The sequence below is a fragment of the Nocardiopsis sp. CNS-639 genome, from assembly GCF_000381685.1.
GTDB classification, from domain to species: Bacteria; Actinomycetota; Actinomycetes; order Streptosporangiales; family Streptosporangiaceae; genus Nocardiopsis; species Nocardiopsis dassonvillei.
In genome coordinates this window covers 158761-170645 of sequence record NZ_KB906861.1, presented here as the reverse complement: position 1 = coordinate 170645, position 11885 = coordinate 158761, and the positions used below count along the sequence as shown (strand labels likewise).

9 protein-coding genes and 1 riboswitch are annotated in these 11885 nt (G+C 73.3%); of the genes, 4 read left to right on the top strand and 5 right to left on the bottom strand.

The window, feature by feature from the left end:
* Positions 1 to 64: 64 nt before the first annotated feature.
* Positions 65 to 1129: a site-2 protease family protein gene (locus tag G011_RS0114675; protein ID WP_019609139.1), complete on the bottom strand. Its 1065-nt coding sequence runs from the start codon at positions 1127 to 1129 to the stop codon at positions 65 to 67.
* Positions 1130 to 1537: 408 nt separating this feature from the next.
* Between G011_RS0114675 and G011_RS0114670 the strand changes: the two genes are divergently transcribed.
* The 4 genes from G011_RS0114670 (at position 1538) to G011_RS0114655 (ending at position 5405) form a co-directional block, all read left to right on the top strand.
* On the top strand, positions 1538 to 2359 hold the full coding sequence (locus G011_RS0114670; RefSeq protein WP_019609138.1) for a RecB family exonuclease: 822 nt from the start codon (positions 1538 to 1540) through the stop codon (positions 2357 to 2359).
* A 168-nt stretch (positions 2360 to 2527) separates the two neighbouring features.
* Positions 2528 to 3232 carry a response regulator transcription factor gene (locus tag G011_RS0114665; protein ID WP_019609137.1) on the top strand — a complete coding sequence of 235 codons (705 nt, stop codon included), beginning with the start codon at positions 2528 to 2530 and terminating at the stop codon, positions 3230 to 3232.
* Positions 3233 to 3600: 368 nt separating this feature from the next.
* Positions 3601 to 5031: a threonine/serine exporter ThrE family protein gene (locus G011_RS0114660; protein ID WP_231391483.1), complete on the top strand. Its 1431-nt coding sequence runs from the start codon at positions 3601 to 3603 to the stop codon at positions 5029 to 5031.
* A gap of 185 nt (positions 5032 to 5216) precedes the next feature.
* On the top strand, positions 5217 to 5405 hold the full coding sequence (locus G011_RS0114655) for a DUF5999 family protein (RefSeq protein WP_013152513.1): 189 nt from the start codon (positions 5217 to 5219) through the stop codon (positions 5403 to 5405).
* 127 nt (positions 5406 to 5532) lie between these two features.
* Here G011_RS0114655 and G011_RS0114650 read toward each other — a convergent pair whose 3' ends face one another.
* From G011_RS0114650 to G011_RS0114635, 4 genes are all read right to left on the bottom strand, one after another.
* A complete protein-coding gene (locus tag G011_RS0114650; RefSeq protein ID WP_019609135.1) occupies positions 5533 to 6795 on the bottom strand; it encodes a tetratricopeptide repeat protein in 1263 nt (420 codons plus the stop codon).
* Positions 6796 to 7052: 257 nt separating this feature from the next.
* Entirely contained in the window at positions 7053 to 9947 is a 2895-nt protein-coding gene (gcvP, locus tag G011_RS0114645) for an aminomethyl-transferring glycine dehydrogenase (RefSeq protein ID WP_026338313.1), read from the bottom strand.
* 98 nt (positions 9948 to 10045) lie between these two features.
* Positions 10046 to 10135: riboswitch (glycine riboswitch) on the bottom strand.
* A 231-nt stretch (positions 10136 to 10366) separates the two neighbouring features.
* Positions 10367 to 10855 carry a MerR family transcriptional regulator gene (locus tag G011_RS0114640; RefSeq protein ID WP_019609133.1) on the bottom strand — a complete coding sequence of 163 codons (489 nt, stop codon included), beginning with the start codon at positions 10853 to 10855 and terminating at the stop codon, positions 10367 to 10369.
* A 465-nt stretch (positions 10856 to 11320) separates the two neighbouring features.
* Positions 11321 to 11794, bottom strand: a complete 474-nt coding sequence (locus G011_RS0114635; protein ID WP_013152509.1) for a bifunctional nuclease family protein — start codon at positions 11792 to 11794, stop codon at positions 11321 to 11323.
* Positions 11795 to 11885: the final 91 nt, after the last annotated feature.

The window sequence follows — 11885 nt, the reverse complement described above, 5'->3', positions numbered from 1 at the left end:
GCCGCGCGCCCCGCAGCGAAGGAGAAAAGCGGCCCCACCGACACCGTCCGGCCCGGGGGCCGGTTCAGCGCCCGCCCGAGACCACCGCGTTGACGTCCGCGGCCCTGAGCACCCCGCGCACCCCACCGGCCTCGTCCACCACCACGTACTCCGGCAGCGGATGACCCGTCAGCGCCAGCAGCAACTCCTCGCCCTCCAGACCCACCGGCACCAGAGAATGCTCGGTCACCGCACGGGACACGCTCGACACCGGCACCCACGCCCGGCGCTGCGGCTCGATCGCCCCGGCCGCCGCCGGGTGCACCACCGCCGTGGGAGCGCCCCGGGCGTCGGTCACCACGACCTCCACCGCCTCCGCCTCCCGGGCCCGGCGCTCCGCCTCGGCCAGCGGAGTGTCGGCCGACACCGTCACCGAGGACCGGGCCAGGTCCCGGGCCCGCAGACGCGGAATGCGCTCCCGCACCCGTGCGGAGCGCAGCGCGTCGGAAGCGCCCATCCACATGAAACCGCCCAGGACGAAGCCCCACACCACGCTCCACGGGCTGAGCCGTCCGCCCGCCCACCACGTGATCAGGAACGGCAGCGCCACCACCAGCAGCGCCAGCACCCGACCGCCCCAGGCCGCGGCCACACTCCCCGCGAAGGGCCTGCCCGTCGCCTTCCACACCCCGGCGCGCAGCAGCCGCCCGCCGTCCAGCGGAAGCCCCGGCAGCAGGTTGAACGCGCCCACCAGCAGGTTGGCGATCCACAACTGGAACAGCAGCTCACCCACCACGGTGCGCGGCTCGGTGAACAGGTACAGACCGAACCCGCCCGCCGCCAGCAGCAGGGAGAACAGCGGACCGGCGAACGCGATCCAGAACTCACGCCCCGGCGTGGGCGCCTCGCGCTCGATCTCGGAGACCCCGCCCAGTACGTACAGCACGATGCGCCGGACCGGCAGGCCGTACATGCGCGCGACCACCGCGTGCGCCAGCTCGTGCACCAGCACGGAGGCGTAGAGCAGCACGGCGAAGACGAAGGCCAGCAGGTAGGCGGGCGGCCCCAGCGCCAAGCGGCCCTGGACGACGCCGCCGTAGACCAGGGTGATCAGAGCCGCGACGATCAGCCACGAGGAGGTTACGTACACGGGGATGCCGAAGGGGCGGCCGATCAGTAACCCCGGTCTGGCGGAACGCTCGCGGGGTCTGGGCGCGGATGGGTCACTACCGGTCGTCACACCCCCAGCCTACGGCCCGCCCGCCCCGACCCCGCGGCGCCCACGACCCGGCTCCGCACCGCACCGCCCGCCCGGTTGTCCACAGGCCCGATCCGCCCGTGGTGCTACGCCGGGCCGCCGGTGTTTCCTGAATACAGGGGGCCCACGGGGCCGGTCGGCACCGTGCTGCCCGGATTCGGGACCGCCGCCCGCGCCCGTCCCCCACGGGCCGCTTCTCCACAGACCGCTCTCTCCACGAGCCGCTTCTCCACGGGCCGCTTGTCCACAGGCCGCCCTCTCCCCTCGCGGCCTGTCGCGACCTTCTCATAGGCTCGATCCATGACCACCGCGCTCCTCCCGTCCGCCCTCTCCCCCTCCCGGGCCTCCGACTTCCTCCAGTGCCCGCTGCTGTTCCGCTTCCGCACCATCGACCGCCTCCCCGAGGCGCCCAGCGCGGCTGCCCTGCGCGGCACCCTCGTCCACGCCTGCCTGGAGCGCCTGTACGAGCTGCCCGCCGAGTCGCGCAACCCGCGCAACGCCGTCGGCCTCGTCGAGCCCCAGTGGAAGAAGCTGCGCGAGAAGAAGCCCGAGCTGGACGAGCTGTTCGCCGACGACACCGAGCGCGACACCTGGCTGGAGTCCGCCCGCGACCTGGTCCGCCGCTACTTCGACCTGGAGAACCCCACCACCCTGGAGCCCCGCGACCGCGAGATGCGCCTGGAGGTGTCCCTGCCCACCGGCCTGCGGCTGCGCGGCTACGTGGACCGCATCGACGCCACCCCCTCCGGCCAGATCCGGATCGTGGACTACAAGACCGGCAAGTCCCCCGCGCCCCGGTTCGAGGACAAGGCCCGCTTCCAGATCTTCTTCTACGCGGTCATGATCTGGCGCGACCTCGGCGTCGTCCCCACCCGCCTCCAACTCGTCTACCTGGGCGGTGACGGCGCGGTGCGCTGGTACGACCCCACCGAGGACGAACTCCGGGCCGCGGAGTCCGAGATCGCCGACATCTGGGCGCGAATCGAGGCGGCAGGACGCGCCGGGGTGTGGGAGCCCCGCAAGAGCAAGCTCTGCGGCTGGTGCGAGCACCAGGCGCTGTGCCCGGAGTTCGGCGGCACCCCGCCGCCCCTGCCCGCACCGACGGACCGCCCACGCGGGTGACCCGCCCGCACGCCGACCGCGCGCGTGACCCGGCCGGGCACCGGCAGGACGCGGGCCCGGCCCCGCACCGGGGGCGACCCCGCCCCACCCGCGCGCCCGCAGTCCGCTGACACGGGTGACCCCGGCCTCGGACCCGCGCACCGCCCGGGATACGGCACAATTCCCCCTGTGCCCGTCTCAGTACTGCTGGTCGACGACCAGCCCCTCGTCCGCGCCGGCTTCCGCATGATCCTGGAGTCCGCCCCGCACCTGTCCGTCGTGGGCGAGGCCTCCGACGGCCGCGAGGCGGTCCGGGCGACCCGCGGCCTGCTGCCCGACGTCGTCCTCATGGACGTGCGCATGCCCGGTATGGACGGGATCGAGGCCACCCGGCAGATCGTGTCGTGGGCACGGCCCCTGGGACACCGGGTACGGGTCCTGGCACTGACCACCTTCGACCTGGACGAGTACGCCGTCGAGGTGCTGCGCGCGGGCGCCTCCGGGTTCCTGCTCAAGGACGCGCCGCCCGCCGAACTCGTCTCGGCCGTGGAGGTGGTCGCGGACGGGGCGGCGGCCATCTCCCCCGCGGTGCTCAACCGCCTGCTCGACCGCTTCGCCCCGCTCCTGCCCTCCTCCTCCCCCGGCACCGAACCCGCCGAGGACACCCTGACCGCCCGCGAGCACGAGGTCCTGCGCCTGCTCGCACGCGGGTGGTCCAACGCCGAGATCGCCGCCCACCTGGTCCTGGGCGAGACCACCGTCAAGTCCCACGTCGGCAACATCCTCACCAAACTGGAACTGCGCGACCGGGTCCAGGCGGTGGTCTACGCCTACGAGCACGGACTGGTCCGCCCCGGTGAGCGCGACCACGGCTCCGGACCCGGCTCCGGCTGACACCCGCGACCCGCGTCCCGGGAGGACCTGGCCACCAGGTCCCGCGGACCCCGCCCGCGACACACGCACCGGGCCACCAGGTTCACCGATCCGCGCGGACACACGGCCCCGGCACGCGAACCCCCGCCCCGCAAAGGCTCCGGCCCGGCCCCGGGCCCCCCGGACACGGGCCCCGGGCGCGGCACCGGGGACCCCGGCGCGTCGCTGTGGACGGGCCCCCGGCCTTGACAGGATGATCCGGTGATCGAACTCACCGGCCACGAGCCCCGTTCCGGGCGAACCCCACCCTCCGGGACCGCGTCCCCTCATGGGTTGTCCACAGCACGCCGGTCACCACGGGTACAGGCGGGGAGGAGACGGAGACAGGAATGCCAAGCAAGCGGGAGCGACCCGTGCCCCCGAGCGAGGACCGCCTGCTCAGCAGGATGCGGGACTGGCGGGAGGCGCACGAGCGGGAGCTGACCCCGGACGGCTTCGACGAGACCGAGGACGTCAACCTCCCCGACGCCCGCGCCATCGACCTGGTGCTGCGGGTGGGCGAGCTGATGCTCGCCAGCGGAGAGGGCACGGAGGCCGTCAGCGAGGCGATGCTCAGCCTCTCGGTCGCCTTCGACCTGCCCCGCTCGGAGGTCTCGGTCACCTTCACCACCATCACCCTGTCCACCCACCCGGGGGGCGAACACCCCCCGATCACCGGCGAACGGGTGGTGCGCCGCCGCACCCTGGACTACTTCCGCGTCAACGAACTGCACACCCTGGTGCAGCAGTGCGCGCTCGGCCTGCTGGAACTGGAGGACGCCGCCGCCCGCCTGACCCAGATCAGGCGGGCCCGCATGCCCTATCCCAACTGGCTCATCGCGGTCGGGTTCGGCCTCATCGCCTCCAGCGCGAGCCTCATGGTGGGCGGCGGCCTGATCGTGGCGACCGCGGCCTTCCTGGCCACCGTCATGGGCGACCGCACGTCGGTGTTCCTGGCCAAGCGGGGCGTCGCGGAGTTCTACCAGATGGCGGGCGCCGCGGTGGTGGCCGCCACGATCGGCGTGGCGCTGCTGTGGGCCAGCACCACGCTGGACCTCGGCCTCCAGGCCGGGGCGATCATCACCGGCAACATCATGGCCCTGCTGCCCGGACGCCCGCTGGTCTCCAGCCTCCAGGACGGCATCAGCGGCACCTACGTGTCGGCGGCGGCGCGCCTGCTGGAGACCTTCTTCATCCTGGGCGCGATCGTGTCCGGCGTGGGCGCGGTCGCCTACACCGCCCAGCGCCTGGGCGTGAACATCAACCTGGAGGACCTCCCCTCCGCGGGAACCTCGATGGAGATCCCCGTACTGATCGGCGCGGCGGGGATCGCGGTGGCCTTCGCGATCTCGCTCGCCGTACCGCCCCGGATGCTGCCGATGATCGGCGTGCTCGGCGTGATGATCTGGGTGATCTACGCGAGCATGCGCGACCTGCTGCACGTGCCCGCGGTGGTGGGCACGGTCGCGGGCGCGGTCGCGGTGGGCGTGGTGGGCCACTGGCTGGCGCGGCGCACGCGCAGACCGGTGCTGCCCTACCTGGTCCCGTCGATCGCCCCGTTGCTGCCCGGCAGCATCCTGTACCGGGGCCTGATCGAGATCACGCAGGGCGACCCCTCCGCCGGGCTGCTCAGCCTCGCGGAGGCGGTCACGGTGGGCCTGGCGCTGGGCGCGGGGGTCAACCTCGGCGGCGAGCTGGTCAGGGCCTTCCAGCACGGCGGACTGGCCGGCGCGGGGATGCGCAGCCGCCCGGCGGCGCGCCGGACACGCGGCGGGTACTGAGTTCCTCGTGACCGAGGCCGGACAGGGCAGAACCATTGCTGGCCTGGGGGTGTCTCACTTTCCGAGAGCGGACGACAGCGGCGGGGCGAACACATCCGTGTTAAACCGCGACAAGCATGTGATGTGAACCACTACTCTTGGCGTCAGCTCAACGACGAGCACCTCTGGACCGAAAGGCCTGTCCCATGTGCAGCCACGAACCTGCCTGCCCGTCCTTCGAGGACACCGACCGCGAGGCGGCCCGGGTCGTCTCCAGCCACCCCGAGCAGGGCTGGAGCCTGCTCTGCAACGGCGTCGTCCTCTTCGACGACACCGGTGAGCTGCTCCCCGACGGGGCGGTCGTCGCCCCGCACCGGCCCCGCGTCGCCGCCTGACGCCCGGCCGCGCCCGCACACCGCGGCCGCGAGGCCGACGTACCCCGCCCGGCAAGCACCCCCGGGCGGTGAGGTGTCCCCCGACGGCCCCCGGTGACCGCACGATCGCCGGGGCCCGTCCCCGGCCTCACTCCCGGACCGCGTCGGGCCACCCCTCCGGCAGCACGTCCTGGCCGCCCATCGCCTCGCTCAGCCGACGCCGGAAGTCGGCGTGCACTCCGGGCCCCCACACCAGTCCGCTCGGCGTGCGCAGCGCCTGTTCCATGACGGCCCGCAGCGCCGCCGGGCGCGCCTCCCCCTCGGCCACCGGCAGCGCCAGCAGGGCGTGCATCTGGGTGACCACGGCGAACAGCTCCCCCGCCAGCGCGGGCGCGCTCGCGGTCGCCGCGGCCTCCTCCAGGTAGGGGTCCCACCACGCCTCCCCGGTCCCGCCGTCCCCGTCATCCTCGGGCGCGGCGAAGCCCCTGCGCAGCCGCCGGCGCACCTCCCCCGCGGTATCCGGGTCCCGGTCCCCCAGGCCCAGCCGCCAGACCCGCTCGGCCGTACCGGGGTCCCCGCGCAGGGCCAGCAACCCCGCCAGGAGTTCCACGGCGGCGGCGAAGGTGCCCGGCGCGGCCCCCGGCTCCTCGGCGTCCTCGGAGGCCGCGTCCGGGTCCACGATGGCGCCGACGTCGGCGATGGCGTGCTCCAGGTGGGTGGCGGCGCGCAGCAGGCGCAGGCCGGGGTCGTCGGCGACCGACAGGCCGCGTTCGACCGCGGCCGCGGCGGCGCCCGGCAGCCCCCGCCCCAGCAGGCGTTCGGCCAGGTCGCGGGAGGCGTCCACGACGGTGGCCGCGTGCAGGCGGCCGAGCGAACCGGGATCGGACGGCAGGGCCAGCGCCGCCTCCCAGTGCTCCTCGGCCCCGTCGGTGTCGCCGCGCCCCTCGGCGGAGCGGGCCAGCCCGTAGTGCGCCACGGCCGTGTAGTCGGCCCCGCCCAGGTCGAGCAGGCGGCGCCAGACGCGGTCGGCCTCGGCGTGGTCGCCGTCCTGTTCGAGGGAGAGCGCCAGGTGGTAGGCGGCGCGCGGAGCGTAGCGCGGGTCGCCGGTGGCCAGGGCGCGGCGGGCGGCCTCACGGGCGGCGGCCAGGTCTCCCCGCTGGTCCTCGACCACGGCCAGGCCGAGCAGGGCGCGGGCCTGCACCCGCGGGTGGGGGTTGGCGGCCACCGCCTGCTGGTAGAGCTTGGCCGCGCGTTTGAGGTGGCCGCTCCCGGCGAGGTCCTGGGCCTGGTCGCACAGTTCGGCGGCGCCCTGCCCGGTCGGCGCCTGCGCCTCGTCCGTGTCCCGGGGATCGGTGGCCGGGGGCGGGTCGGCGGGGCCAGAGCGCGCGGAAGGTCCGGACGTCGTGGTCATGCTCTCCGCTTTCCATGGGGGTGGCGGGGTGGCGGTCCGCGTGGTGGGAACGCGATCCGTGTCGCCGCAACTCTAACGCCTGCGGCGGCCGGGGACCGGGGACCCGCGCCGCGACCGGTGGGCACGTCCCGCTCTTCACCCCTCCCCCGCCGAGGGCAGAGAACAAAACGGACTTTTACGACGTAGATCTCTAAAGGGGCAACAGGGAAGGGGCGCCGGTCCTCGGACCGGCGCCCCTTCCCGCGGCCCGGGCCGCCCTACAGCTCGAAGGCCTCCGGCGGCGGGCAGGAGCAGACCAGGTTGCGGTCACCGTAGGCCTGGTCGATCCGGCCGACCGGCGGCCAGTACTTGTCCGTGCGCAGCGACGCCAGCGGGTAGGCCGCCTCGGCGCGCGTGTAGCCGTGCGACCACTCGTCCGCGGTCACCGCCTCTGCGGTGTGCGGGGCGTTGCGCAGCGGGTTGTCCTGCGCGTCCCACTCTCCCGAGGCCACCTTGTCGATCTCGCCGCGGATCGCGACCATCGCCTCCACGAAGCGGTCCAGCTCGGCGAGGTTCTCGCTCTCGGTCGGCTCCACCATCAGGGTGCCGTTGACCGGGAACGACATCGTCGGCGCGTGGAAGCCGTAGTCCATGAGCCGCTTGGCGAGGTCCTCGTTGCTGATGCCGCTGGCCTTCTGGAGCGGGCGGATGTCCACGACGCACTCGTGCGCCACCAGACCGCCCGCACCGGTGTAGAGCACCGGGAAGTAGGGCTCCAGCCGCTTGGCCAGGTAGTTCGCCGACAGCACCGCGACCTCGGTGGCCGAGCGCAGCCCCTCCTCGCCCATCATGCGCACGTAGGCCCAGGAGATGGGCAGGATGCCCGCCGAGCCGAACGGGGCCGCCGAGACCGGTCCGACCCCCGTGTGCGGGCCCGCCTCGGGCTGGCCCGGGTGGTTGGGCAGGAAACCGGCCAGGTGCGAGCGGACCGCGACCGGACCCACGCCCGGACCACCGCCGCCGTGCGGGATGCAGAAGGTCTTGTGCAGGTTGAGGTGGCTGACGTCGGCCCCGAACTCGCCCGGCTTGGCCCAGCCCAGCAGCGCGTTGAGGTTGGCGCCGTCCACGTACACCTGGCCGCCCGCCTCGTGGACCAGTCGGCACACCTCGGTGACGGTGTCCTCGTACACGCCGTGCGTGGACGGGTAGGTGATCATGATGGCGGCCAGGTCGTCGGCGTGCTTGTCGGTCTTGGCGCGCAGGTCCTCCAGGTCGACGTTGCCGTTGTCGTCGCAGGCCACCACGGCCACGCGCATACCGGCCATCACGGCGCTGGCGGCGTTGGTGCCGTGCGCGGAGCTGGGGATCAGGCACACGTCGCGGTGGGCCTCGCCGCGCGAGCGGTGGTAGCCGCGGATGGCCAGCAGCCCGGCGAACTCGCCCTGGGACCCGGCGTTGGGCTGGAGGGACACCGCGTCGTAGCCGGTGACCTCGGCCAGCCAGGACTCCAGCTGGCGGATCAGGGTCACGCTCCCGGCGGCCTGGTCCAGCGGCGCCAGCGGGTGCAGCCCGGCGAACTCGGGCCAGGTGACGGGCTCCATCTCCGCCGTGGCGTTGAGCTTCATGGTGCACGAGCCCAGCGGGATCATCGTGCGGTCCAGGGCCAGGTCGCGGTCGGAGAGGCGGCGCATGTAGCGCAGCAGCGAGGTCTCGCTGCGGTGGGTGCCGAACACCGGGTGGGTGAGGTAGTCCACCTGGCGGGCCAGCTCGGCGGGCAGGCGGTCGGCGTCCTCGTCCACGCTCAGGCGCACGCGCGAGGAGCCGCGCTCGGCCTCGCCGAAGGCCGCCAGGACCTTCTCCAGGTCGGCCTCGGTGGTGGTCTCGTCCACGCTCACGCCGACCGTGTACTCGTCCGCGGTCAGCAGGTTGTACCCGGCCTCCAGGGCGGACTCCACGACCCGGGCGGCGCTGGGCACGCGCACGCGCAGGGTGTCGAAGTAGGCCCGGTGCAGGACCTCGAAGCCGCGCTCGGCGAGGGCGTCGGCCAGGGCGGCGGTGCGGGTGTGCACCTGGCGGGCGATCGCGCGCAGGCCGTCGGGGCCGTGGTAGACGGCGTACATCCCGGCCATGACGGCGAGCAGGACCTGCGCGGTGCAGATGTTGCTGGTGGCCTTCTCGCGGCGGATGTGCTGCTCGCGGGTCTGGAGCGCCAGCCGGTAGGCGGGCTTGCCCGCGTTGTCCACCGAGACGCCGACCAGGCGGCCGGGCAGCTGGCGGCGCAGCTTCTCGCCCACGGACATGTAACCGGCGTGCGGGCCGCCGAAGCCGAGCGGGACGCCGAAGCGCTGTGTGGAGCCGACGGCGATGTCGGCGCCCAGGTCGCCGGGGCTGCGCAGCAGCGTCAGGGCCAGGATGTCGGCGGCCACCACCGCGAGGGCGCCGCGTTCGTGGGCCTGGGCGATGACCCGGCCCGGGTCGCGCACGGCGCCGCTGGAGGCCGGGTACTGCACCAGGACGCCGAAGGCGTCGCCCTCGGGCAGGCCCTGCGACAGGTCGGCGACCACGACCTCGATGCCGAGGGGTTCGGCGCGGGTGCGCAGCACGTGCAGGGTCTGGGGGAAGACGTCGGCGTCGACGACGAAGACGTCGGCCTTGCTCTTGGAGGCGCGGCGGGCCAGGGTCATGGCCTCGGCGGCGGCGGTGGCCTCGTCGAGCAGGGAGGAGCCCGAGACGGGCAGGCCGGTCAGGTCCGAGACCATGGTCTGGAAGTTGAGCAGGGCCTCCAGGCGGCCCTGGGAGATCTCGGGCTGGTAGGGCGTGTAGGCCGTGTACCAGGCGGGGTTCTCCATGATGTTGCGCAGGATGACCGGAGGGGTGAGGGTTCCGTAGTAGCCCTGGCCGATCAGCGAGGTGCGCACCTGGTTGCGGGAGGCCAGGTCGCGCAGCTCGGCCAGGGCCTCGGCCTCGCTCAGCGCCGGGGGCAGGTCCAGCGGCGCGCTGCTCCCGGGGCCGGTGAGGATGGACTCGGGCACGGCGTCGGCCATGAGCTCGGCGGTGGAGCCGTAGCCGACCGCCTTGAGCATCTCCTGGACCTCGGCGGGCGTGGGGCCGATGTGGCGGTCGGCGAACACCCGGGCGGGCGCGCCGGGGGTGTGCACGGGCTGGTCTGGCACGGAGACCTCCTGGTGACAGGGCCGAGTCGGGTCGGCGGTGTTCCTCACGGTCTCCCCCTCTGTCACCGGGCACGACGGCGCCCAGGCTTCAGAGCGGCCTCCTCCACGCGGTCCATGGTGCCTGAGAGGTTACTGGGGAGTATTGCCCCGTCGGCGCCCCGTTGCGGGGTCTCTCTCGCGCGGTGTCGACAGCCAGCTGACGATCTGTACGTGTGTACAAGCAGGGTGAATGTCGGTTTTCATCCCTGTTGTGACTACGACCGTACTCGATGGTCGCCCCGGGCAGCTCTTCCGGGCAGGCGTTTCGCCCACATCACACCCAGAACCTGGAGGTTCGTCCAAGTAGCCGTGGCTCCAAAGCACCCGCGCCCCCGGCCGACGCACGGCCGCCCCGGGAGTGCGGGCGGCGCCTGTCGGTCTCAGCCGGTGCGGCGCTCCCGGCGACGCCTGGCCAGCTCGTCCACGGGCTGGGGCGCGGCGGCGGGCAGGTCGGCCCGCTCCTCCGCGGGCACCACACCCAGGGCCTCCTCCACCTCGCGCCAGACGTTGCCCAGCGCCAGGCCGAACATGCCCTGCCCGCGCTGCATGAGGTCCACGACCTCCTCCGGGGAGGTGCACTCGTAGACGCTGACGCCGTCGCTCATGAGGGTGATGCGGGCCAGGTCGGGGGCGGGACGACCGCGCAGGTGGTCGACCGCGGTGCGGATCTGCTGGAGGGATATCCCGGTGTCCAGGAGCCGTTTGGCGACCTTGAGCAACAGGATGTCGGGGAGGCTGTACAGGGGGGCGTTGTGGGCTCCGGTGAGCACGCTCGGCTCCACCAGGCCGGTCCTGGCCCAGTAGTCGAGCTGGCGGTAGCTGATCCCGGCGGCCGTACACGCCGCGGGGCCCCGATACCCGACGTCCATAGGCAGCGCCACCAAGTCTTCTTCGCACAGTAGGCCCTGCTGCCCCGCTAGCCGCAGCGCGGACCGCCTGTCATGGGGATCCCGCTTGCCGCTCGCTACCGCCACGCCGACCTCCGGCTTCTCGTCCCACGGCGGTCTCGACAGGGGATGTCCACTCAGGGAACGGGTGCGCCGTGGGTTCCACTGCACTGAAGGTAGGACGGCCGACCGGCAGCGTCAATGACACCGCGCGGCGCGTCGCCAAGTGCGCGCGGCGCCGGTGTGCCGGGGCCTCCCCGTTGGCGCCCGACGCGCACCCGGGGGTTTCGGCCCTGATCATTACGACCACTTCCGTTACCCAATCTATCACCGGCTCCGCGGGCGAAGCCGCAGGTCGGGGCGTGTCCTCCCCGGCACGCGACACCGCAGCGGCACAGGACCCGCGCCTGGGCGCGGGCCCCGGGGGAGTGCACGTGCGTCACCGGACTACTCCGTGCGCCTGCCGAAGTCCTCGGGCGAGATGTTGTCCAGGAACTCCCGGAACGCCTCGACCTGGTCCTCCTGCTCGTCCGGGATGGGCATCCCGGCCTCGTCGATCACGTCCTCGTGCGCGTAGATGGGCGTGCCCGTCCGTAACGCCAGGGCGATCGAGTCGGAGGGGCGCGCGCTCACCTCCACGCCGTTGCTGAAGACCAGCTGGGCGTAGAAGATGCCGTCGCTGAGGCCGGTGATGTTCACCGTCTTGAGCCCGGTGTCCAGGGCGTCGAGGACGTCCCGGAACAGGTCGTGGGTGAGCGGTCTGGCCGGTGCGACGCCCTGTTGGGCCAGCGCGATCGCGGTGGCCTCCACGCCGCCGATCCAGATAGGCAGGTAGCGGTCACCTTCGGATTCCTTGAGCAGGACAATCGGCTGGTTCGAGGGCATCTCAACACGGACGCCGACGACCTCCATGTGCTTCACAGCGTCTCCGTCCCACGAGTCGTGATGCCGGATGGGCGCTCGTCCCTGCTCCCGCTGTGGATCAGGACCCGAGGGCGAAATCGGCACCCTT